Annotated in this window: 19 protein-coding genes; 18 read left to right on the top strand and 1 reads right to left on the bottom strand. The window is 38.4% G+C overall.

What is annotated here, in order from left to right:
• Nucleotides 1-62: 62 nt before the first annotated feature.
• From V7108_RS11250 to selB, 12 genes are all read left to right on the top strand, one after another.
• The gene (locus tag V7108_RS11250) at nucleotides 63-230 is read left to right on the top strand and encodes a hypothetical protein (protein ID WP_335568277.1); all 168 of its coding nucleotides are present in this window, start codon (nucleotides 63-65) and stop codon (nucleotides 228-230) included.
• Between the two features lie 102 nt (nucleotides 231-332).
• The gene (locus V7108_RS11245) at nucleotides 333-680 is read left to right on the top strand and encodes a PadR family transcriptional regulator (RefSeq protein ID WP_335568276.1); all 348 of its coding nucleotides are present in this window, start codon (nucleotides 333-335) and stop codon (nucleotides 678-680) included.
• A complete protein-coding gene (locus V7108_RS11240) occupies nucleotides 661-1,299 on the top strand; it encodes an HAAS signaling domain-containing protein (protein ID WP_335568275.1) in 639 nt (212 codons plus the stop codon). The genes V7108_RS11245 and V7108_RS11240 overlap by 20 nt, the downstream gene beginning before the upstream one ends.
• Before the next feature lie 70 nt (nucleotides 1,300-1,369).
• Complete coding sequence (locus tag V7108_RS11235) at nucleotides 1,370-2,830, top strand: DUF4153 domain-containing protein (RefSeq protein ID WP_335568274.1); 1,461 nt, start codon at nucleotides 1,370-1,372, stop codon at nucleotides 2,828-2,830.
• Between the two features lie 435 nt (nucleotides 2,831-3,265).
• A complete protein-coding gene (locus V7108_RS11230; protein ID WP_335568273.1) occupies nucleotides 3,266-5,014 on the top strand; it encodes a SulP family inorganic anion transporter in 1,749 nt (582 codons plus the stop codon).
• A 22-nt stretch (nucleotides 5,015-5,036) separates the two neighbouring features.
• Entirely contained in the window at nucleotides 5,037-5,393 is a 357-nt protein-coding gene (locus V7108_RS11225) for an ArsR/SmtB family transcription factor (protein ID WP_335515449.1), read from the top strand.
• A gap of 133 nt (nucleotides 5,394-5,526) precedes the next feature.
• A complete protein-coding gene (locus tag V7108_RS11220) occupies nucleotides 5,527-7,341 on the top strand; it encodes a TIGR04190 family B12-binding domain/radical SAM domain protein (protein WP_335568272.1) in 1,815 nt (604 codons plus the stop codon).
• A gap of 248 nt (nucleotides 7,342-7,589) precedes the next feature.
• Nucleotides 7,590-7,790 (top strand): cold-shock protein, encoded by a 201-nt coding sequence (locus V7108_RS11215; RefSeq protein WP_335568271.1) that lies wholly within the window; start codon nucleotides 7,590-7,592, stop codon nucleotides 7,788-7,790.
• A 169-nt stretch (nucleotides 7,791-7,959) separates the two neighbouring features.
• Entirely contained in the window at nucleotides 7,960-9,165 is a 1,206-nt protein-coding gene (locus V7108_RS11210; protein ID WP_335515456.1) for an exonuclease SbcCD subunit D, read from the top strand.
• Nucleotides 9,166-9,168: 3 nt separating this feature from the next.
• The gene (locus V7108_RS11205; RefSeq protein ID WP_335568270.1) at nucleotides 9,169-12,261 is read left to right on the top strand and encodes an AAA family ATPase; all 3,093 of its coding nucleotides are present in this window, start codon (nucleotides 9,169-9,171) and stop codon (nucleotides 12,259-12,261) included.
• Between the two features lie 626 nt (nucleotides 12,262-12,887).
• Nucleotides 12,888-13,694 carry a type II pantothenate kinase gene (gene coaW / locus V7108_RS11200; RefSeq protein ID WP_335568269.1) on the top strand — a complete coding sequence of 269 codons (807 nt, stop codon included), beginning with the start codon at nucleotides 12,888-12,890 and terminating at the stop codon, nucleotides 13,692-13,694.
• A gap of 71 nt (nucleotides 13,695-13,765) precedes the next feature.
• A complete protein-coding gene (selB, locus tag V7108_RS11195) occupies nucleotides 13,766-15,649 on the top strand; it encodes a selenocysteine-specific translation elongation factor (RefSeq protein ID WP_335568268.1) in 1,884 nt (627 codons plus the stop codon).
• Between the two features lie 40 nt (nucleotides 15,650-15,689).
• On the opposite strand, the gene V7108_RS11190 is transcribed toward selB, so the two are convergent.
• Nucleotides 15,690-17,108: a TerD family protein gene (locus tag V7108_RS11190; RefSeq protein WP_335568267.1), complete on the bottom strand. Its 1,419-nt coding sequence runs from the start codon at nucleotides 17,106-17,108 to the stop codon at nucleotides 15,690-15,692.
• Nucleotides 17,109-17,410: 302 nt separating this feature from the next.
• On the opposite strand from V7108_RS11190, the gene V7108_RS11185 reads away from it, so the two are divergent.
• From V7108_RS11185 to V7108_RS11160, 6 genes are all read left to right on the top strand, one after another.
• Nucleotides 17,411-18,235, top strand: a complete 825-nt coding sequence (locus V7108_RS11185) for a M55 family metallopeptidase (protein ID WP_335515473.1) — start codon at nucleotides 17,411-17,413, stop codon at nucleotides 18,233-18,235.
• 13 nt (nucleotides 18,236-18,248) lie between these two features.
• Nucleotides 18,249-19,181 carry an ABC transporter permease gene (locus tag V7108_RS11180; RefSeq protein WP_335568266.1) on the top strand — a complete coding sequence of 311 codons (933 nt, stop codon included), beginning with the start codon at nucleotides 18,249-18,251 and terminating at the stop codon, nucleotides 19,179-19,181.
• Nucleotides 19,182-20,135 (top strand): ABC transporter permease, encoded by a 954-nt coding sequence (locus tag V7108_RS11175; protein ID WP_335515479.1) that lies wholly within the window; start codon nucleotides 19,182-19,184, stop codon nucleotides 20,133-20,135.
• Between the two features lie 4 nt (nucleotides 20,136-20,139).
• The gene (locus V7108_RS11170) at nucleotides 20,140-21,138 is read left to right on the top strand and encodes an ABC transporter ATP-binding protein (protein WP_335515482.1); all 999 of its coding nucleotides are present in this window, start codon (nucleotides 20,140-20,142) and stop codon (nucleotides 21,136-21,138) included.
• 28 nt (nucleotides 21,139-21,166) lie between these two features.
• Nucleotides 21,167-22,798 carry a peptide ABC transporter substrate-binding protein gene (locus tag V7108_RS11165; protein WP_335568265.1) on the top strand — a complete coding sequence of 544 codons (1,632 nt, stop codon included), beginning with the start codon at nucleotides 21,167-21,169 and terminating at the stop codon, nucleotides 22,796-22,798.
• A 79-nt stretch (nucleotides 22,799-22,877) separates the two neighbouring features.
• Nucleotides 22,878-23,801, top strand: a complete 924-nt coding sequence (locus tag V7108_RS11160) for a S66 peptidase family protein (protein WP_335568264.1) — start codon at nucleotides 22,878-22,880, stop codon at nucleotides 23,799-23,801.
• The last annotated feature ends 7 nt before the right edge of the window (nucleotides 23,802-23,808 follow it).

Here is a 23,808-nt window from a genome sequence, read left to right as displayed (position 1 = left end):
TGCAAGCAATGATTGGTGTATGTTTTTTCTCTTGATTCCCAAACTAATAGTGAGGTGATACGATGAGTGATTGGAATGAACAAGCAGCTCCTAATAATAATATTCCCCCAAGAATTGTCAGACCTTTTGAACGCCGTGATCAACAAGTTGATCACGAATTTTCAGAGGAATTATCAGATGGTGGGGAACGTAATGACTTTATCCAACATCAGAAAAAAATAAAGAAATAATCAACATAGTGGCGATCGATAAATCGTCACTTTTTTAATTTACAAAATGATTTTCATAGTGTAGAATTTCTATGTACCTAATAATTCTAGGTAGGTGAGAAAATGTTTAATCGCGAATTGGTTAAAGGTAGTACATCATTAATTTTGCTTCAATTGCTAAATGAAAGAGATATGTACGGCTATGAACTGGTAAAAGAACTTGAGCAGCGAAGTGATAATGGTTTAAGTGTCAAAGAAGGTACCTTATATCCAGCACTGCACAAGCTTGAAAAACAAGAGTACATTGAATGTTATTGGCAGGAGCAGGATAAGGGTCCAGCTCGAAAATATTACAAAATTACTGACGCAGGAAAAGAACTATTGAATGAAAAAACACGAGAATGGCAGGATTTTGTGAAGGTGATGAACAAGGTCATAGGGAGATCAAAGCATGGTACCGCCGAAGAATAAGTTTTTAGAAGAGCTGGAAAAAGGTCTTGGAAACCATCAAGATAAGACTAGTATCTTGATGGAATATGAAGCGCATATTGAAGAAATTCTTATTGAGTCTTTTGACTGTAAAGATGAGAATGAAAGGATGGAGCTGATTATTTCCAGATTGGGGACACCTAAGGAAATAGCAGAAATGTGGAGAGAAGAGCTTTCTGTAACACCAAGTAATATGAAATGGCTCTTTATCCTTATCAATATCATCTTCTTTGGGGGAGGAAGCTTATTAACACTATTCCATAATTTATTTCAATGGAAATGGCTTTCGATTGTTTGGACTCATATAACAGCCATCCCTACCTTGATTGCCTTTATTTATATGTTTTTTTGGGCTTTACTAGGATACGAAATTGGAAAAGGCTTTGGACACGGGGGAAGAAGACTTCTAAATAAGACTTTTTTACTTTCGCTTATACCAAATTTATTGTTAATGGTCTTAACTGTTTTTGAAATTATTCCCCATTCTTGGTTCGAACCATTATTAACAAAAACATTTATACTTGCTTGTATCATTTTTACCATGCTCTTATATCCAATTAGTTGGCTAGGATATAGATGGGGAAGGAAGGCATCGATATAAGCAGCTTTTTTTACCTATGTACCTAGTAAAACTATGTATATAGATATTCTATATAGAAAGAGGGATAAACATGGAAGTAAAAATTGGTAAGTCTGATTGGATCTTTTTGTTGTTGTGTTTGGTATTAGGAATTATAGCAGAGGAAGCCTTTTTTCGCGCTGAAATTGGAATTTCTTATCTCCTTTTTACAATCGCTTTTTACGCTTTATTTTTTTATCGTTATCGACGATTTTCCTTCTCCCACCAGCGATTTGGTTATCTACTGCTAATCTGCATCTGGGTAATGGCAGCAAGTTATTTTTTGAACGATAATCTTTTCTTTTATGCATTAAATATTTTCGTGATTCCAGCTCTTGTTTTTTTTCATTTGGTCCTGATTACGAGTCAGAAAAAAATGCGTTGGAACCACCCAGCCTTTATAACCTATTTACTCATAAAAGTAGCTGCAGTAATAAAGTATAATTTTATATTTGCTTCTTTAGTGGGGAAATTCCTAAAACAAGGGGTCGACGAAAATAAGTTTCAAATTTGGAAAAAAGTAAGTGTTGGGGTGTTGATTTCTGTTCCGGTTCTTTTTGTGGTTTTGCAGTTATTAATGTCAGCTGACTCGCAATTTGAACGGATGTTAGGGGGAATTCCACAGTGGTTTCAATTACTCGATGGAGAAAGTGTCATTCGAACCCTTGCTGTTTTGTTCTATACCCTTGCCTTCTTTGCTCTCATGCAGGCTCTTATGAAGAAACAAATAAATGCAATGGTTGAGAGCAGCAATAAAGAGAAATTTAGAATGGACGCCATTATTATCATTACCGTTCTTGTTTTAATAAATGCCGTGTACGTTCTCTTTACCATTGTCCAATTTAAATACTTTTTTAGCGGGACACTGCAAGATAATTTGACGTATGCGGAATACGCAAGAAAGGGATTTTTTGAACTATTATTTGTGACCATCATCAATCTAACGATAACTGTTTTTGTAATAACCTTTGCCGATAAGACGAAAGGTATTTTAAAAAGAGTAATGCAAACGCTCCTGACAATCCTTGTTATGGCCAGTGCTGTTTTATTAAGTTCAGCTTTCTTACGGTTAAGCATGTATGAGGAGGCCTACGGCTTTACCTTTATCAGAGTGATGGCACATTCGTTTATGATTTTTTTAGTCGTTATTTTTATGTATACATTATTAAAAATATGGATTGAAAAACTGTCATTATTCCACTTTTATTTTATCAGCGGGTTACTCTACTATACTGTAATGAATGTGATAGATGTGGAGAAAATCATTGTAACAAAGAATATTGAACGCTATGAGGAAACCGGGAAAATTGACATCCACTATTTAAATAGCTTATCTTACACCGGAATAATCGGTTTAATTGATTTATATGAGAAAAATAGTCATCATCCCGGGTTAAAGAATCTTTTACTAGAACGAAAAAACGAAGTCAACTTAGATACCATTCCATGGCAGTCCTATAACTTGAAAAAAGTCCAAGTAAATCAGGAATTAAAGAAATTACCTCTGGAATAGGTAGTGTGCGTTGTAACAAGTAGAGAACAGGATGAAGCCGCTAATATTAGATCTTTCTGGTGCAGCGGTGATGGAGGTTAAAGTCAGATTGGGGTCATAAGCGTGATGATGACACTTTTAAGCGATGTTTTACGGTGTAAGAGTCTTCATCATCCTCTCGGAGCCTTCCTTTTATCGTAGATAAAAATAAAAAAGACGTCTGCATACACAGACGTCTTTGCGTATTGAGGCGAAAAACCACACTCCACATAGTGTGCTCCATAAAGGAATGTTTCTCGACTTACACAACTCAGCTCATCGCTCAATTAATATAACACAGAGATTAAAAGATTACAACTGGAAAAATATATACAAACAAAAGACTTGATTATTACTTCAAATTCCTCTATATTCAAATAATCAGATATACAAATTAATAAGATAAGAAGGGTGAATATGTTTAGTGATAAAAGATTCCATCAATATTCCTTAAGTAATGTGCCAAAAGATGTCCTTTCGGGACTAATTGTCGGTGTCATCGCCATACCTTTAGGGATGGCCTTCGCGATTGCTTCAGGGGTAAAACCGGAGTATGGAATCTACACAACGATTGTTGCCGGAATTCTCATCTCGCTTTTTGGAGGATCCAAGTACCAAATTGGCGGTCCAACTGGTGCGTTTATTCCAATCCTATTTGGTATCGTTATGACCTACGGATATGAAAACCTATTAATTGCGGGTTTTTTAGCCGGGATTATGCTGGTCTTAATGGGAATATTTAAACTCGGATCGTTAATAAAATTTATTCCTAGACCAGTAACAATTGGTTTTACAACGGGGATTGCTATCACCATTTTCACAGGACAGATTGCTAGTTTCCTAGGATTGTCGGATATTGAGAAACATGAAGAATTTATTAATAATCTTCAAGAAATTATCATCCATTTGGATACCATTAACTTTTTTAGCATCTTAACAGCGGTTATCTGTTTAGCAATTATTATTGTAAGCCCAAAGATTGCGCCTAAAGTTCCAGGACCACTCATTGGATTAATGGTTTCAACGATCATTGCCACACTATTTTTTCCAAACCACGTTGCGACGATCGGAACAGCCTATGGGGAAATTCCGAGTTCGTTGCCACAGATTAAGATACCAGATTTGAGCCTTGATATGATCATTACGCTATTAAAACCGGCATTTATCATTGCGATGCTTGGCGGAATAGAATCCTTGCTTTCAGCAGTGGTTGCCGATGGTATGACAAATAGCAAGCATAACAGCAACAAAGAACTGATTGGTCAGGGGATTGCCAATATGGTTACTCCGCTTTTTGGAGGGATACCAGCCACTGGGGCGATTGCTAGAACGGCTACCAATATTAAAAGTGGGGCGGTGTCACCGTTTTCAGGTATAATCCATGGAGTTGTAGTATTGCTCGTATTACTTTTTTTTGCTCCATTCGCTTCCTACATTCCACTTGCAAGCATGGCACCGATATTAATGGTTGTCGCCTGGAATATGAGTGAACGAAAAGTATTTGCCCATATTTTAAAAACAAAATCTACTGATTCCCTGGTCTTGGTGGTTACCTTTTTATTGACCGTTTTTGTAAATTTAACCACAGCAGTCGAAGTGGGATTACTGCTCGCAGCAATTCTTTTTACAAAGAGAATGAGCGATGTGATGAAGACGTCAAAAGCATTGCCGAACCTCCAGCATAAAAATGAAAAAATTGAAACTCAAATGGTATCTGACTCACATGATTGTCCGCAGGTAAGTATTTTTAACGTCGAAGGTCCATTGTTTTTTGGAGCAGCTCAAACGTTTGAAACATCCATTATGAACACCATTAACTATCATCCAAAGATTCTTTTATTACGAATGAGCAGGGTTCCCTTTATGGATACCACAGGTGAAGCCAATTTAGCTAGTATTGTGAATCACTTTTCCAAAAATGGTATAGTTATTATATCAGGAATAAATGAACAGCCTAAAAATGTAATGGTGAAAACAGGATTATATGATGTAATTGGCCGGGAACATTTTTTTGAACACACAGGAGAAGCCATTCAGTTCGCCCTTGGGGAGCTGGATCGTAATAAATGTCTAGGCTGTAAACATTTTGCGTTTAGAGAATGTAAGAAGCTATCGGCCTCAGGTGTAATGGAAAGAAGCCAAACGAAGCTTTCAGCTACTTACTAAATTGGTTAAGGAAGTGAATGGATTGAATCTTGAAATGCAGCAATTTAAGGCGGAATTTTTTAAAGCACTTGCTCATCCTTTAAGAATCCGCATCTTGGAGCTGTTAGCAGAAGGGGATAAGAATGTGAATGAAATTCAAACCCTTGTGGGCAGTGAAGGATCTGCTGTTTCGCAGCAGTTAACCATATTAAGAGCTAAAAATATTGTTTCGGGTACAAAAGATGGGAATAAGGTGATTTATACTTTAAATGATCCAATGATCATTGAATTATTAGCGGTAGCACGGCAAATATTTAATAATCATCTTGTTAATACTATTACGATATTAGATAAATTTAAAGATGAAGATGAAGAGGTAGAAACAATACCGAAGAATTAACGTTCTTCGGTATTTTTACGTTTTTAATTAGGAAAATATTGTTATTATATTTGTAAAATTTAATCCATCATTTGCCTATTTTTTATATTACTATAAAGATGTGAACAAATATAAGAACTTAGGAAGTGATCTTATGTTATACGACTTGGTATTGCTGCATCCACCTACTGTTTATGATTTCAGGAAGGAAATGCTTTTTACCGGTCCAATCAGCGATGTTGTTCCATCATCTCCTGTTTTTGAAATGTACCCCATTGGTTTAACTAGTATTGGGGATTATCTTGAACGTTTTGGTTTAAAAGTAAAAATTATTAATATTGCGAATAGAATGTTGCTAAATCAAAACTTTGATGTGGAAAAGAAAATCAGGAAAATTAAAACGAAGGCATTTGGGATTGATCTCCATTGGCTGCCACATGCACATGGCAGTGTAGAATTAGCCAAAATCATTAAGAAATACCACCCTGAAACTCCTGTTATGTTCGGAGGGCTGTCTAGTACTTATTTTCACAAGGAATTAATTGAATACCCTTGTATTGATTTTGTTGTCCGTGGTGATACAACAGAAAAATTAATATTAATGCTGCTTAATAAATTAGAGAGCAAAGATGCAACGGAATTTTCGGAAATTCCAAATTTAACCTGGAAACGAAATAATCAATATTTTTATAACGAAATAACCTATGTACCAGACAGTCTCGATGAGTTTAACTTACCAGGGTATCGTTATATCATCGGTTCAGTCTTTAAATATTTTAATCTATTAGATGCATTGCCTTACAATGGATGGCTGCAGTATCCTAACACAGCGATCTTAACCTCTAAGGGGTGTAATTATAACTGTTTAATCTGTGGGGGTTCTAGAGATGCCTACGAATTAAACTGCAACCGAAAAAAGCTGGTTATGCGTTCCCCAAAAAGAATGCTTGAGGATATTGCTTTGATTCAACGTTTCACTCGGGCTCCAATCTTTCTGTTAAATGATATCAGGCAAGGGGGAAAAGAGTACGTTGATGAGTTTTTGGATGGATTAGCAAAAATGAAGATAAAGAATGAAATCGTATTTGAGTTATTTAATTATGCAGATGAGAAGTTTTTTGAAAAATTAAACAGGTCAATGCCTAAATACAGCATCGAGCTTACATTAGAATCGGCTGATGAAGATATTCGTAAATATAACGGAAAGCTGCCATGCACAAATGCCAAAGTCATCGAAATGCTTCAATTTGCATTAAAGCATGGTTGCGCTAAAATTGATTTGTTTTTCATGACGGGTATCCCCAATCAAACGTATGAAAGTGCGATGAGGAATGTGGATTTTTGTGAAATAATTCACAAAGAATGCGATGGGAATTCTCGCATTTCGTATTTTGTGGCACCATTGTCTCCTTTCCTAGATCCAGGCAGCCCAGCTTTTGAAAATCCAGAGAAATATGGCTACAAAAAGTTTTGTCACAAACTAGAGGACTTTCGTGAAGCAATGAGGCAGCCTTCATGGAAAAATATGCTAAGCTATGAAACGAACAGTATGACAAGAGAGGAAATTGTTCAAGCTACCTATGATTCAGCACTAAGATTAAATGAATTTAAATACAATCATCAAATTATTACCAAAGACGTACACGATGAGGTACAACTGAAAATAGAAAAGTCTGTCGAGTTCCTTGCCAGACTCGATGAGCTTGAGTCCTTGTCGCCAGATAAAAAACAAGAGGAGCTTTCCAAGATTAAGTACGAAGTGGAACATATTAATCGACATAGTATTTGCGGTGAAAATGAACTAAAATGGGAGGTCAAAAAACTATTTGCGAACTTTCCATCCCTTACTTATATTGGTCTTGAATTACTAATTAAAGATGTCATAAAAGACATTAAATGTAAAAGAGGAATAATCGACAGAAATCAGGTTATGGTTGCTGATACCAGCGGACATCAAAGACAAAAGTAAGACCCCAGATAACAGCAGAAACACCTAGAAAACGCCCGAATTTTGTAGGCTTTTGTCTATAGTGATTTATTGACTAAACCGCTTAAAAATGTTAAATTTTAGTCAGCCGTTGCACGGGATTAGATTTATGCTACAAAGCTTGTTCAAAGTTATAAATGAAGTTTGGATGAGAAAGTGAAAGTAAAGCTATCACGTTGTAATTTGGTGAATTACAATGGCTTTTATAAGCCAATAGGAGGATTTTTTTCATGAAAAACGGTAAAGTAAAATGGTTTAACTCTGAAAAAGGTTTCGGATTCATCGAAGCTGAAGACGGAAACGATGTTTTTGTTCACTTTTCTGCTATCCAAACTGAAGGATTCAAAACTCTAGAAGAAGGTCAAGAAGTATCTTTTGAAGTTGTTGAAGGTGCTCGTGGACCACAAGCTGCTAACGTAACAAAAAAATAATCTATGAAACTAATTATTAACAGCCTGACCAATGTGTCAGGCTGTTTTTTGCTTTTTATACGATAATACTCTCCCACTATTACCTGTTATTTCTTCGTTTTCCAATCTCACAAAAGTTGGTATTTTGCTATAATAGTATGTATGAGTTTAATAAGATGGGGTGAATAAAATGAAATTTTTCCATACGGCGGACTGGCATTTAGGAAAGCTGGTTCAAAATGTGTATATGACGGAAGATCAACGGCACGTTCTTGGGGAGTTTGTTAAAGCAATTGAAGAAGAAAAGCCCGATGCAGTTATTATTGCCGGGGATTTGTATGATCGTGGAGTGCCCCCTACAGAGGCGGTAAATTTATTAGATGAAGTACTAGAGACTATCGTTTTAAAATTAAACACGCCCGTATTGGCGATTGCAGGGAATCATGATAGTCCGAGCCGGCTTCATTTCGGCAGCAAAATCATGAAGTCGAACGGTTACCATATGGTTGGTCAGATTTCTAAGCAGTTAGAACCCGTTGTTCTAAAAGATAAGCATGGTGAGGTACATTTTCATTTAATTCCGTATGCGGACCCAAGTGTTATTCGCTATGTGTTTGAAGATGAGGAAGTTAAGTCACATAATGATGCGATGAAAAAAATTACCGATGAAATTTCCGCGAAAATGAATAAAAATGCCCGGCACGTTTTTGTTGGACATGCATTTGTAACTCCAACAGGAGAAAAAGAGGACAATACAAGCGATTCGGAACGGCCACTTTCGATTGGCGGAGCAGAGCATGTCAGTAGCATCCACTTTAATAAATTTCACTATACTGCGCTGGGGCATTTGCACCAAGCACATTTTGTTTCGAATGAAAGTATCCAGTATGCAGGCTCACCACTTAAATATTCCATCTCAGAGGAAAAGCATAAGAAAGGGTTCTTCATCGTGGAAATGGACGAGGAAGGTAAGGTTACACTTGAAAAACGGTTGTTAACACCTGCTCGTGATGTAAGAACGGTTGAGGCGAAAATGGACGAGTTATTAAAACATTCCACAAATGAAGACTATGTTTTTGTTCGTTTACTAGATGAAACACCTGTACTTATGCCGATGGAAAAGGTTCGATCAGTTTATCCGAATGCGATGCATGTCGAGCGTGTTATTCAAACACCAATCTCGAAAGATGGAGAAGCATCTGAAAAAGTTGCGAGAACAAAAATGGATGATTTATCCCTCTTTAAAGCTTTTTACCAAGAAGTAAAAGGAACAGCTCTGTCGGAGGAAACAGAAGAGATATTTTTAGAAGTTCTTCAAGAGCTTTTACAAAAGGATAGTGAGCAATCAGCTCAAAAGGTCGCAGTCACAACAAATCGAGCAGCGAAGGGAGTGTAGAATTTGAGACCACTTAAAATAACTATAACTGCTTTTGGACCATACAAAGATCGTGAAGTGATTGATTTTACTGAACTAAAAGATAATCGTTTATTTGTTGTTTCAGGTAACACAGGATCAGGAAAGACGACCATTTTTGACGCCATTTGTTTTGCTCTTTACGGATCTGCAAGCGGGGAGGACCGCAGTGATTCGAAAATGATGCGTAGTGACTTTGCGGAGGATGATGTTCATACTTCGGTCGAGCTCGAGTTTGAGCTTCATAATAAGCATTATAGGATTAAGAGACAGCTGCCTCATGTGAAAAAGGGGAATAAAGGGGCGACTGGAGAGCAGTACGAATTCTATGAAAAAGCCAAAGACGGTGAAATACCTTGTGTGGACCGACAAATCGTTTCCGAGATTAATAAAAGGGTGGAAGAGATTGTTGGATTAACACAGGATCAGTTTAGCCAAATTGTGATGCTGCCGCAAGGTGAATTTCGGAAGCTACTAACCTCGCAAACGGAAAATAAAGAAGAGATTTTAAGGAAGATTTTTAAAACGGAGCCATATAAATGGATTAGTGAACGGCTAAAGGAGCGAAAAAAGGAAGCGGAGGAAGAGTATAAACGAGAAGCACAAATGATTGACCGGTACATTAAAGATATTCAAGCCGCCCTCCCTATTAGGGACACTTCAAAACTGTCTGAAGTGTTCTCACAAGAACAGTATAATACCCATCAAATCATTGACGCCTTGGAAATTGAAACGGACTTTTATCAAATTGAAATGATAGAAAATAAGAAGCAGTCTGAGGAAGCAGATACAGCCTACAATGAAATGCTTGGTGCCTATCATCAGGCGAAAGCGTTAAATGATCGTTTTCAAGACCTTGAAGGGAAAGAGATAAGGCACAAAGAATGGTCCCTGAAGATTCCAAGCTTTATGGAAAAAGAAAAACAGTATGAAAAAGCGGAACGGGCAAGTAAAATTATAGCCTACGAGTACCAGGTGAACGAATGGCGTGCGGATGAAAAGTTGAAACAAAAGGCTCTGGTTGAAGCTGATCTAGCAATAAAAAACGCGAAGAAACAGCTTGAAAATGCGCAAAATTTTTATGATATCGAAGAGCAGCGGAAAGGAGAGCGTGAGGAAATTGTCCGAACCGTTGACCGATTACAAGACTTCTTGCCGACTGTTCAAGATATTGATAGTAAAAAATCAAAGCTTTCTAGCTTGAATAAAGAAGTCCAGAAGCTAGCTAATGACCTTGAGGTAAACCTTAGAAATAGGGATACAAAGAATATTGAAAAGGAAAAACTCACTGCGAACATTAAGGGAATGGACAAGCTAGTTGATGAATTGCCTGCTAAGCAGGAGACATTACATGAGCTGAGAGAACAGGTTATGGTCATCCAAGAATATCTAAAGGCTCACCAAAAACAGGGAAAGTTACACCAGGATTTCACGATAAAGCATAAAAATTATCTGGAAATGAAAGAGAGATACGAAAAGCTTGAGGAGTCCTGGATAAATGGGCAGGCGAGTATTCTTGCAATGCATTTGCACGATGGAATGCCATGCCCTGTATGTGGCAGCAGTGACCATCCAAACAAAGCCGATGGTCAAGATGTGGTACCCAGCAAGGAAGAGCGAGAAGCTGTAAAAAAAGATTTAGACGAATTAGATAATCTATATCGCGATGCCCAAGCAAGCTTGAATTCGAATACAGAGCAGCTTGAAACAAAAGCCAAAGAAGTCACGAACAGAGGATTTCTGGTTGAAGAGGCAGAGCATTTCTACAATCGTATCGTTAAAGAGGGACAAGAGCTTAAGAAAGAGGTCGATGCCCTGTTAGCAGGTAAGGAAGAAGTAAAGACCTTAAAGAAATCGCTGGAGACGATAGAACAAGAATTGAAGCAATATGAAGCGAAAAAGGAACAGCTTTCTTCTGCTCATCAAGAAAAACAAACTCTTTTTGTCAGAGAAAAAGCCATTTATGATGAAAAAATCAGCCGGATTCCAGAGGAAATTCGAAATCTAGCTGCGTTACAACATAAAATCAATGAAGAACAAAATCATCGAGAAAAGCTAGAGCGGGACTGGGAGACTGCCCAAAAGCAGCTGCAGATTGCAAAAGATGGAGAAACAAAGGCAATTGCGTTTTATATGAGTGCTCAGACACAATTGCAGGAGAGTACCGAGAAAAAGGAACGTTCAGAAGATCTATTCCAATCAGAATGGCAAAATGCTCAATTTTTCTCAGAGGATGACTATTTACGTGCAAAATTGTCAGACAGAGATCGCAAGTTATTAAAAGATTCCATTGACGATTTTAAGAAGAATTTAGATACGTTGAAGCAGCAAATTACCGATCTTAAAGAGGAATTGAAGGATAAAGAAAGAGCAGACTTAGACATGCTTACTAGTCGTTTAACTCTTATGAAAAATAACCGTGACCTTGCCTTAAAACGATTAAGTGATTCTGAAGGTTTTCAGAAATTGGCACTGGAATTAAAGAACAAAATACTAAATGCCGAAGAAACCGTATCGGCTTTGGAAAAGCAAAGGAATAGCATAACAGATTTATATGATGTCGTTAGAGGACAAAATGGAAGTCGGATATCATTTGAACGATACTTACAAATTGAGTATTTGGAACAGATTATTATTGCAGCGAATGAGCGCTTAAAACATTTATCGAACGGTCAATTTATTTTGGAAAGAAGTGAACGTCAAGAAGCCCGAGGAAGACAAAGTGGTCTTGGTTTAGATGTGTTTGATGCTTATACTGGTCAAACACGAGATGTCAAAACCCTGTCGGGCGGAGAAAAGTTCAATGCTTCCTTATGCTTGGCACTTGGTATGGCCGATGTCATTCAGAGTTTCCAGGGTGGGGTGTCCATTGATACCATGTTTATTGATGAAGGCTTTGGTTCGCTAGATGAAGAATCATTAAATAAAGCGATCGACACTTTAATTGACCTGCAGCAATCTGGCCGAATGATTGGTGTAATCTCGCACGTTCAAGAACTAAAAAATGCCATACCGGCCATTTTAGAAGTGAAGAAGACGAAAGAAGGCTTTAGCCGAACAGAGTTTGTAATTCGATAGTTTTTTTATATGTTTGCAAAAAAAACCAGAAAATAATTCTGGTTTTTATTTTGGGCTATTTTTGTCAAGGAAGCTCGTCAACTCCTCGAGTTTCTTTGATTGGTGCACTACCCCTGTCTGATCAAAAAGAATATATGCGGGTTCTGATTTGATGTTAAGTGCTGGGTATGCTTTCTGAACCATTCCAAGTTCGGGCAGGCTCAAAATATCATTTACTTTTTCCGTTACTTTTTCGTTGTCTTCAATGTGTGTATCCTGATCCCCAATGACTAAAAGTGAAAAGGTTTGTGCACTTTCAGACAATAAAGTTGGATAAGGGAAGGGAGAGTCAGTATTGGCTGCTGCCTTCTGTTGATTTTGTTGCGTTGACTGCTTGCCTTCGTCTTTTATTTTGGGTTCAGTGTTTTGACAGCCCGTTAATAAGGCTAGTCCTAAAACACAAGGCCATATAAATTACTTCATACTCAATCTTCCTCTTTTGTTGTAGTATCCTTTTCTACACCATAGCACATTCATCCAGTATTTTAACGGAAGGATTGTGGAAGATTCGTGAAATGAAAAGCAGGATTAACGGAGATTTTTGTCAAATAGGTAATTAAATCATTCGTTTAAAGGAGTGGGAAGGGATGCAGCAGATAACAGCAGGTATTGATGCAGGGGGCTCGTTAATCAAAATTGTTTATAAAGAAAATGGTAGAATGCATTTCAAAAAATTCCCAAGTAACAAGCAAGATTCTTCTATTTCATGGCTAAAAACGATTGCACCATCATTAAGAGTTTCATTAGCCGGCGGTAAAGCCGCGGCTATACAAAAAAAGTATTTTCACGACAGCATAATAATTCCTGAATTTCAGGCTGCAAGTGATGGTGTTCGTTTCTTACTAGCAAAAGAAAATATAAGCATCGAAGAATCCTACTTAATCGTAAACATTGGTACGGGAACCTCGTGGCATGTGGTGAAAGGGGACAAGTCGGAGCGAATTCTAGGGAGTGGAATGGGCGGAGGAACCTTTACAGGTCTCGGTTCTTTATTAACACAAGTTCAGGACTATCAGTTGCTTACAATTTTAGCAGAAGAAGGAAATAAAGAAAAAGTGGATATGCTGGTTAAGGATATTTATGATTCAAATGACAGTCCCATTAATGGAGAATTAACGGCTGCGAACTTCGCTAAAGGGAAAAAATTAAACCATACAGAAGCAGATCGCCTGGCCTCACTTTCTAACATGATAGCTGAAACGATTGTTTTGTTAACGTCACAAGCAGCCACCATCCATCAAGTTAACCATGTCGTTATCATTGGAACCTCAATGATTGGTAATCCTTCATTAAAACGAGCTCTTGAATTCTATTTGAATATGGTAGGTTTAACGACGGTATTTTTAGAAAAGGGTGAATATTGTGGAGCCATTGGAGCCTACTTATCTGTCTAAGAATGTTCCCTTGAACTATGTGTTCTTTAAAGATAAAGTAGAATAGGAAGATTGAAAAAGTAGGTGGCAATTTGGAAAAACGATATTTTACAATTGGTATGGCTGGACATATTGATCATGGTAAAACTTCTTTGACAAAAGCTCTGACCAATGTGGATACAGACAGGTTAAAAGAAGAGAAGGAACGACAAATTTCAATAGAATTGGGATTTGCTCCATTATATGAGGATGAGGACATTCAAATTTCAGTTATTGACGTTCCTGGTCATGAGCGCTTTATTCGGCAAATGATTGCTGGCGTAGCTGGAATTGACCTCGTTGTACTTGTTGTTGCTGCTGATGAGGGTGTTATGCCGCAAACAAGAGAGCACCTCGACATCTTGAAATTTTTAGGAGTGAAAACCGGACTCGTTGCGATTACGAAAATTGACCGAGTCGATGAAGAATTTATTGAACTTGTGAAAGATGATATTTTAGAGGAACTAACTGGAAGCGTTTTTGAGGGTGCTTCATTCGTACTAGTTGACAGCATTTCAAAAAGAGGAATAGATGAATTAAAAGATTTAGTGATTCAAACACTTAAAGAACAAGAAATGAGAGATGCAAAAGGGGCATTTCGACTCCCCATTGACCAAGTGTTTACGGTCAAGGGACAGGGAACCGTTGTCCGAGGCACAGTTTATGAAGGAACTGTGGAAGAGGGGCAAACCCTTACGATCATGCCTAAAGGATTGGAAGTCAAAGCCAGGCAGATTCAGGTTCATCATAAGCAAGCGCCAAAGGCTTATGCAGGACAGCGTACTGCCATCAATCTATCGGGCGTTTCGAAAGAAGACCTTGAACGCGGTGATGTTTTGGTTTCTTCCGAGCACTTTATTGTTACAAAGACTGTAGATGTGGCCATTCGGGTGGTTGAGGACCTTGAACATTTGGTGAAGCAGAGGATGCCGATTAAGCTGCATATCGGAACCACTGAAGTAATGGGGCGTATTGTCTTTTTTGACAGAAACGAACTTAAAGAGGAGAACGGTGAAATTCTCTGTCAACTTCGCTTGGAAGAAGAAATTCTTACGAAACGCGGAGATCGCTTTATTTTACGGCGGCCAAGTCCGCAGGAGACGATTGGCGGTGGCTGGGTAATTGATCCGAGAGGAAATAAATATCGGTTTGGCAATCAAACAATTGAGGAACTTGAAAAGAAGAAGGAAGGTACGCCAAAGGAACGAATTACGGCTGCCATTTTTGAAGCAAAAAGCCTTACGGTAAGTGAATTGATTAAACATACTGCACTCGATGAAGAAACCTTGAATGAGTTTTTAAACGATGGTGATTTTGTTTTATACAATAATAAAGAATACACACTTAAGATGTTAATTAACTCGATTGAAGAAGATATTTATGATCGTTTACAAGAATTCCATCAAACTCATTCCATGAAACTTGGTCTCAATAAGGCAGAGCTTCTGCAAACCATGCAAAAAAGATTCCCTAAATCGCTGCTTGAATATGTAGTCGAAAATGGAATCGTAAATGGTGTATTTAATCGAAAAGAACAATTTGTTTCACTTTCAAGTTTTGTGCCGCATGTACCGAAAAGCTGGCAAAAGCGAGCTGAAAACATGCTGACTGAGTTAAAGAAGGATGGACTTAAGGTCCGTTATTATAAAGACTATTTTTCAGATTCTGGTATACCAGACCATTTAGAGGTGGACTTAAGGCGTTTTCTTGAAGAACAGGAATTAGTGGTTCATTTGGATGAGCAATTTGCCTATAACGGTGATGTCTTTAAAGAAGCGGTCGAAAAACTTCGCAAGGGTACGGGAACAGAGTTTGAAGTAGGGGACGCCAAGGAAATCCTTGACCTTTCCCGAAAATATATGATTCCTTTTTTAGAAAGATTAGATTCTAAGGGTCTAACAAAACGTGTAGAGAATAAACGTGTGTGGCAAAAATAAAAAATACCTCAATCCTTCAAAATGGATTGAGGTATTTGTATTAGGAAAGAAACTCTCCTGGATTTAATCCAAGCTCACGGCAAATATCGCTGACCATTTGCATTTCATTATGATCAAAATTACCGTCTGCATACCCAATAGCAATACAATAACGAGCCACTAAACGGGCGATTTCTGGCTTTGAGCGGATTTTTCCTAATGCCCGGAATGCCTCTGCTCTTCCAATCATACGATCTGCTTCAATCCGTGATACAAAGTAATTAAATCTTTGGATGACTTTATTGCTGTCAAATACGCGTAACTCTTCGCTAGAGTTTACAAATTCAATCATTTTTTGACGTTCCAGCGCATCCAAGTAGCCGTCCGCCATGGATACCAAAGCACAAGCTGCAACGACTGCTTCTAGTACATCTTGACTCTTATAGCGGTTAAATAACTCTTGAGCTTTTCTCTTTGACTGATTTGCCCATTCCGTGATGTCGGTTTGATTTGGTGACCAATTGTTACCACAGCTATTACATGTAAACTTGAGTTGGTTCTTACCAATAAATCCGCCAAGCAATCCAACTGGACCAAGAATTAAGCCGCCAATCGCTGCTTTCCCAAGCCCAAACCCCTTTTGCCCAGTTCGAACATTTGATGAATGGCAACGTGGACAAAAAATATCATCCCCATATGTACGATTACTGTTCACTGGTGTGGTTTGTGTTGGATAACCGAATGCTGGCTGAGAATAGGAAGATTCCGGCTGTAAATGAATTCGCTGCGTTTGATTTTGTTGATACGAGTTCGAATTATTTTGATTTTGATTAAAGGAATTTTGGTTCTGATTGGCAGTAAATAAATTTTGTTGAATCGGTGGCGGTGTTGGCGCTGGTGCCGGGTCATCCACACTGACACCAAAATTGCCGCATAAAGCAGCTAGTCCACCTTGAAAACCACTGGCAATGGCATTGAATTTCCATTCTCCGTTATGGCGGTATAATTCTGCCGCGACAATCGCTGTTTCCACAGTAAAATCCCTGCCAAGGTTAAAACGGAGTAACTCCTCATTTGTTTGTTCATTAAAAATCCGGACATATGAGTTAGAGATTTGTCCGAAATTTTGTTGTTTTATTTGTGCGTCATGAATGGTGATGGTAAAGGCAATCCGATGGATATGGCTGGGAACCCTCTGTAAATCAATGCGAATTTGTTCGTCATCGCGTTCTCCTGCACCATTTCGATTGTCACCACTGTAAACAATGGAGCCATTTCCGCCTGATGGATTATTGTAAAAAATAAAATCCTGATCACTTTGAACCTTACCATTTTGACCTAATAAAAAGGTTGAGGCATCCAAATCAAAATTCGAACCGTGATGTCCGATATCCCATCCTAAACCGACGACAACATTCTTCAGACCGGGATGTGACTTTGTTAAATCAACTTTCTGTCCTTTACTAAGCGTAACTCCCAATTCGTTCCACTCCTTAACATGTTTAGTATTCCTATATTCATTTATAAATCTAATTATGTAGAAAAATGAATTTACTTTCAATTCTTTCACTTAATATAACACTACGAGGTAAGGGATGATAAAGTTTCAAATTAATCATATTTCATTCCTTCTTTATTTCAACCCTACAACATAAACCTAGATTATGATCTTTTTCTTCGATAAGAATCATTTTGAAATAATATTTTAAAAATGAATTGAAAAAAGTAGAATAATAATTTATAATTTTAAGAAAATTAAGTATTTTAATTAGGAGGTATAAAATGAGGTTATATGTATCCGTAGATATGGAAGGAATAACAGGTCTGGTTGACCACACCCATGTCGATTCCAACAAGCATAATTATGAACGGAGCCGAATCATCATGACAGATGAGACGAACCATGTTGTAGCGACTGCTTTTGAGCAAAAATGGAAGGAGGTAGTTGTAAACGACAGCCACTCCAAAATGAATAACCTGTTAATTGAAAGGCTGCACCCTGAAACACAACTTATTACCGGTGACGTGAAGCCTTTTTCGATGGTTCAGGGCTTAGATGAAACTTTTGACGGGGCCATCTTTGTTGGCTATCATGCCCGTGCATCTTTAAAAGGAGTAATGTCTCATTCCATGATTTTTGGTGTCAGGAATATGTACATTAATGATGTCGCTGTTGGAGAATTAGGGTTTAATGCCTATGTTGCCGGATATTTTGATGTACCGGTGTTAATGGTAGCTGGTGATGATGGCGCTGCAAACGAGGCCGAAAAGCTAATTCCCAATGTAACAACCGCAATTGTAAAAGAGTCGATCTCACGGTCCGCTGCAAAATCTTTAACACCTATTAAGGCTGGACAACTTCTCCGCGAAAAGACAGCTTTTGCATTTAGAAATAAAGATACTGTAAAGCCGCTGACGCCTCCTGACCGACCAATGCTTGGAATCGAATTTGCTAACTATGGACAAGCAGAGTGGGCCAACTTAATGCCAGGAACAGAAATCGTACCTGGAACAACAATTGTCCGTTTCCAAGCTAAAAATATATTGGAAGCGTATCAAGCAATGCTTGTCATGACTGAATTAGCGATGAGAACTACATTCTGTTAAGAAAGGACAAAGCATGAATACATATTTTATCAAACGATTTATAGCCATGATTATAACTCTTTGGCTCATCATAACAGGGACATTCTTCTTAATGCATTCAGTACCTGGCTCACCTTTCAATGAAGAAAGAACAACCAATGAAGCCATCCAAAAAAACCTCGAAGCTTATTATCATCTAGACGAACCACTCTTAGTCCAATATGGGAACTACTTATCTGCTCTACTTCACCTAGACCTTGGCCCATCGATCAAAAAATCATCACAGACTGTCAATGAAATGCTAGGAAGAGGATTTCCAGTTAGTTTTGAACTTGGATTTTATACCCTTATCCTCGCGGTCATTTCTGGAATTACACTCGGGATTATTGCCGCACTTCGTCATAATGGAGTGGTCGATTATCTTTCGATGAGTATTGCTGTCCTAGGGATATCAATTCCAAACTTTGTAATAGCAACATTTCTAATTGAACAATTAGCTGTTAATTTTCCGATTTTTCCGGTTGCAACCTGGACAAGCCCTAAACATATGGTACTGCCAATTCTAGCTTTGGCAACTGGCCCAATGGCGATTATCGCGAGGTTAACTCGTTCAAGTATGCTAGAGGTTCTAACACAAGATTATATAAGGACTGCAAAAGCCAAAGGATTATCACCGGTTAAAATTGTTTTTAAACATGCGTTAAGAAATGCTCTTCTTCCAGTTGTCACTGTCTTAGGTTCTTTAGCAGCAAGTATTTTAACTGGAACGTTTGTAATTGAGAAAATCTTTGCGATTCCGGGAATGGGAAAATATTTTGTTGATAGTATCAATAACCGTGATTTTCCCGTCATAATGGGGACTACCGTTTTTTATAGTGCGATTTTGATTCTCATGCTTTTTTTAGTCGATCTCGCATACGGAGTATTAGACCCTAGAATCAAACTCCACAAAAAGGAGGCAAAGTAAATGGAAATGCGTAAACAGGAAGAACGGAATATTTCGCCTGATATTCCTGATGAATGGTTTGTCCCTAAGGTACAAAATCAATCAGAAGCAGAAGCTGTCGTAAGACCTAGCTTGTCGTATTGGAAAGATTCGTGGTACCGGCTTTTAAAAAATAAACTGGCAATGGCTGGAATGGCATTCTTGATATTGCTGGCTATATTCGCCATTTTTGGTCCCATTATTTCACCTCACTCGGTTGAAACACAAAAGTTAACCTCTCAAAATCTGCCGCCTTCTACTGAATATTGGTTTGGGACAGATGATTTAGGAAGAGATGTGTTTACACGAACGGCATACGGTGCCCGTATCTCTCTATTTGTTGGTTTAGTTGCCGCACTTATTGACTTTATTATTGGAGTTGTTTATGGAGGGATTGCTGGTTACAAAGGCGGTAAGACTGATAATCTGATGATGAGGTTTGTGGAGATATTGTATGGTCTTCCTTACTTACTTGTAGTTATTTTAGTCATGGTAGTGATTGGACCAGGTTTAACAACGATCATCCTAGCACTGTCGATAACCGGTTGGGTTGGTATGGCGAGAATTGTCCGAGGGCAAGTCTTGCAAATTAAAAACTATGAGTTTGTATTGGCCTCCAAAACGTTTGGAACGAAAACAGGAAGGATTATTCGAAAGAATCTTTTACCCAATACAATGGGACCAATCATTGTCCAAATGACTCTTACAATTCCATCAGCTATATTTGCAGAAGCCTTTTTAAGCTTTATCGGCCTTGGAATCCAAGCACCGCATGCAAGTTGGGGAGTTATGGCCAATGATGGTCTGTCTACGATTCTATCAGGGTATTGGTGGCGATTGTTTTTCCCAACCCTTTTTATTTCATTAACTATGTTTGCATTTAATGTTTTGGGTGATGGGCTGCAGGATGCTCTTGATCCGAAACTGAGGAGGTAACATCATGGAAAAAATTCTTCAGGTTAAAGACCTTCATGTGTCCTTTTCCACGTACGGCGGTGAGGTTCAGGCCGTTCGCGGGGTCAGTTTTGATTTACATAAAGGGGAAACGCTTGCCATTGTCGGTGAATCCGGTTGTGGGAAAAGTGTTACCTCCCAAAGTATCATGAGATTGATTCCTGAACCGCCAGGGAGAATGGTAGGTGGAGAAATCCTTTTTAATAATATGGATTTAATCAAGTTAAAAGAACCCGATCTTCGGAAAATTCGTGGTGCGAATATATCTATGATTTTTCAGGATCCAATGACGGCTTTAAATCCAACACTGACCATTGGTGAGCAAATTATGGAAGGAATCATGGAACATGAAAAGATATCAAGGACCGGGGCCAAAAAAGCTGCGATTAAAATGCTCCAGCTTGTTGGAATTCCGAGCCCTGAAGCACGTTTAAAACAGTACCCTCATCAGTTTAGCGGCGGGATGCGCCAGCGGATTGTGATTGCGATGGCGCTCGTGTGCAGTCCTGATGTGTTAATTGCCGATGAGCCGACAACTGCTCTGGATGTAACGATACAAGCACAAATACTGGAATTGTTCCGTGATATACAGAAAAAAACAGGTGTTTCGATTATTTTAATCACTCATGATTTGGGGGTAGTTGCCCAAGTTGCTGATCGAGTGGCAGTTATGTATGCCGGTAAGATTGTGGAAATAGGGAGCAGGAGGGAAATCTTTTATCGCCCACAGCATCCTTACACAATTGGGCTGCTTCAATCTGTACCACGTTTAGATATTGAAAAGGCCGAGCTGGTTCCAATCCCAGGAACACCGCCTGACTTATTTTCACCTCCTGAAGGCTGTGCCTTTGCTGCACGCTGTAAGTATTCAATGGAAGTGTGTGAACGAGTCTACCCGGTTCAATCCTCGCTTAGCAACATCCACCATGTTGATTGCTGGCTGCAGGATGAACGCGCTAAAAAATTGGTTTCAATATTTGTTTAAATATTAAACATTATTTAGGGGGAAGAAAATGAAGAAGTTTATTACGATGTTGGTTTCTATTATGTTGTTATTTGCTTTATCCGCTTGTACAGCAAACAGTGATGCTGGAAGCAAGTCAAAGGACGATGGAAATGGTGATTCCAAGGAAAAGACTGAAAAAGTCCTCTATCTTAATAACGGACAAGAGCCTACCTCCTTTGACCCGCCAATCGGTTTTGATGCTGTATCATGGAATGCTTTAAACAATATCATGGAAGGATTAACCCGTTTAGACGAAAATCACCTGCCAAAAGCAGCGTCAGCAGAAAAATGGGATGTATCAGAGGATGGAAAAACCTATACCTTCCACATCCGTAAAGATGCTAAATGGTCCAATGGTGATGATTTAACAGCAGGTGACTTCGTATTTGCCTGGAAACGGTTATTAGATCCAAAGACAGGTTCTGGAGCTGCATTTTTAGGCTATTTTATTGAAGGTGGAGAAGCCTTTAATACAGAAAAAGGAACAGCAGACGATGTGAAAGTAAAAGCAGTAGATACGAAAATTTTTGAAGTCACACTGACAAGTCCGCAGGCATATTTCTTAAGTGTTATCGCAAATCCAGCGTTTTTCCCAATCAACGAGAAAGCAGCAACTACAAATCCAGAATGGTTTTCTGAAGCAGATTCTTTCGTTGGTAACGGACCATTTGCATTATCAGAATGGAATCATGATAGCGATTTCACGATGATAAAAAATGACCAATACTGGGATGCAGAAAATGTTAAATTGGATAAGATTCATTGGGCCATGGTTGACGATACCAATACGGAATATCAGATGTTCAAGACTGGTGAATTAGATACCTCTGACGTTCCAGCAGATTTAGCAGAATCATTGTTTAAAGAAGGCGACGTGAAAGTAGAGGATCAAGCAGGGGAATATTTCTATCGTTTTAATGTAACGATGGAACCTTTCCAGAATGTTAATATCCGTAAAGCGTTTGCCATGGCAGTTGACCAAAAGCAAATTGTAGAATTAGTTACCAAAAATAAAGAAAAGCCTGCTTATGGTTTTGTTTCATACGGCTTTCAGGATGCCTCAGGTAAAGACTTCCGTGAAACAAATGGTGACTTACTTAAAACGAATGTAGAACAAGCGAAGGAGCTGTTAAAAAAGGGAATGGAAGAGGAAGGATATTCGTCGCTTCCTGAAGTAACATTGACTTATAACACTCTTGATTCACATAAGAAAATTGCTGAAGCCCTTCAGCAAATGTTTAAAGAAAATTTAGGTGTTGACGTAAAACTTGCAAACATGGAATCGAATGTATTTGCAACAGATCAAAAGGCATTAAAATTCCAGCTTTCCCGCAGCTCATTCCTTGCAGACTATGCCGATCCAATCAACTTTGTCGAAAACTTCCAAACAGGTCATTCTATGAACCGTACAGGCTGGAGCAATGCAGAATATGACCAATTGGTTAAGGACGCAAAAAATGAATCAGATGAAAAGAAACGATTCGACTTGATGTACAAAGCCGAAAAGATTCTCTTTGAAGAAGCACCCATCATTCCAATTCACTTCTATAACCAAGTATATTTACAAAATAAAAGTGTAACAGGAATTGTCCGTCATCCAGTTGGATATTTGGAATTAAAGTCCGCTGATAAAAAGTAAATCAAGGAAAGGGGATGTTCGTTGAACATCCCTTTTGTTCTAAAATTCTAGAGAGACAGAAAGTGAGGACGGTGTTTTGATGAGTGAAGTAAAACCAAACCGCCTGCATCCAGGGGATATCGTTGGAGTAATTGCTCCGGCTAGCCCGCCAAATCAAATAAATCTCCAACGCGGAATAGAGTTTTTAAAGGGATTAGGATTACGGGTAAAAGTTGGCAAGAGTGTTGAAAAAATCTATGGCTATTTAGCTGGATCCGATCAAGATAGGTTAGATGATTTACATGCAATGTTTCTCGATTCTGAAGTAAAGGCTATTTTTTGTGCAAGTGGAGGCTATGGAACAGCGAGATTGGCATCAAATATTGATTACGAAATAATTAAAGCAAACCCCAAAATTTTCTGGGGTTATAGTGATATTACTTTTTTACATACCTCTATTAGGCAAGAAACAGGTCTGATCACCTTTCATGGACCCATGCTGGGTTCGGATATCGGAAAGGAGGACACGCATGCATTTTCCAAACAGGGCTTTCAGCAATTATTTGAGCCAACTGATGTAAGTTATACTGAGCGTTTTTCTCCTTTAGAGACAGTGGCGGAGGGTGTTGCAAGTGGTGAACTTGTTGGCGGAAATTTATCCCTAATAGTTAGCACCCTAGGCACACCATTTGAAATAGATACGAAGGGAAAGATTTTATTTATTGAAGATGTGAATGAAGAACCAAGATCAGTCGATCGGATGCTGAATCAACTCCAAATGGCAGGGAAACTAGATGAAGTAGTTGGCTTCGTTATTGGAGATTTTTGTGATTGTACACCTAAAAGGGAACTGACTTTAACTCTCGAAGAAGTTATAGACCACTATGTTTTGTCGGCAAATAAACCTTCCTTAAAAGGATTCATGATCGGACATTGTAATCCGCATATATCCATTCCTTTGGGAGTGCAGGCTGTCTTAAATACGTATGATAAAAGTTTAATAGTTGAAAGCGGCATTTTATAAAGGAGGA

Origin of the sequence: Neobacillus vireti, from assembly GCF_036962345.1 — a bacterium.
Taxonomy (GTDB): Bacteria; Bacillota; Bacilli; order Bacillales; family Cytobacillaceae; genus Neobacillus; species Neobacillus vireti_A.
This window is presented reverse-complemented; position numbering and strand designations above follow the sequence as displayed.

Bases quoted from the DNA above. Each gene is read 5' to 3' on its own strand.
- V7108_RS11175 (WP_335515479.1), top strand. From the start codon at position 19,182: ATGGAAATGCGTAAACAGGAAGAACGGAATATTTCGCCTGATATTCCT.
- V7108_RS11240 (WP_335568275.1), top strand. From the start codon at position 661: ATGGTACCGCCGAAGAATAAGTTTTTAGAAGAGCTGGAAAAAGGTCTT.
- V7108_RS11180 (WP_335568266.1), top strand. From the start codon at position 18,249: ATGAATACATATTTTATCAAACGATTTATAGCCATGATTATAACTCTT.
- V7108_RS11160 (WP_335568264.1), top strand. From the start codon at position 22,878: ATGAGTGAAGTAAAACCAAACCGCCTGCATCCAGGGGATATCGTTGGA.
- V7108_RS11210 (WP_335515456.1), top strand. From the start codon at position 7,960: ATGAAATTTTTCCATACGGCGGACTGGCATTTAGGAAAGCTGGTTCAA.
- V7108_RS11170 (WP_335515482.1), top strand. From the start codon at position 20,140: ATGGAAAAAATTCTTCAGGTTAAAGACCTTCATGTGTCCTTTTCCACG.
- V7108_RS11230 (WP_335568273.1), top strand. From the start codon at position 3,266: ATGTTTAGTGATAAAAGATTCCATCAATATTCCTTAAGTAATGTGCCA.
- V7108_RS11235 (WP_335568274.1), top strand. From the start codon at position 1,370: ATGGAAGTAAAAATTGGTAAGTCTGATTGGATCTTTTTGTTGTTGTGT.
- V7108_RS11220 (WP_335568272.1), top strand. From the start codon at position 5,527: ATGTTATACGACTTGGTATTGCTGCATCCACCTACTGTTTATGATTTC.
- V7108_RS11165 (WP_335568265.1), top strand. From the start codon at position 21,167: ATGAAGAAGTTTATTACGATGTTGGTTTCTATTATGTTGTTATTTGCT.
- coaW (WP_335568269.1), top strand. From the start codon at position 12,888: ATGCAGCAGATAACAGCAGGTATTGATGCAGGGGGCTCGTTAATCAAA.
- V7108_RS11185 (WP_335515473.1), top strand. From the start codon at position 17,411: ATGAGGTTATATGTATCCGTAGATATGGAAGGAATAACAGGTCTGGTT.
- V7108_RS11250 (WP_335568277.1), top strand. From the start codon at position 63: ATGAGTGATTGGAATGAACAAGCAGCTCCTAATAATAATATTCCCCCA.
- V7108_RS11215 (WP_335568271.1), top strand. From the start codon at position 7,590: ATGAAAAACGGTAAAGTAAAATGGTTTAACTCTGAAAAAGGTTTCGGA.
- V7108_RS11245 (WP_335568276.1), top strand. From the start codon at position 333: ATGTTTAATCGCGAATTGGTTAAAGGTAGTACATCATTAATTTTGCTT.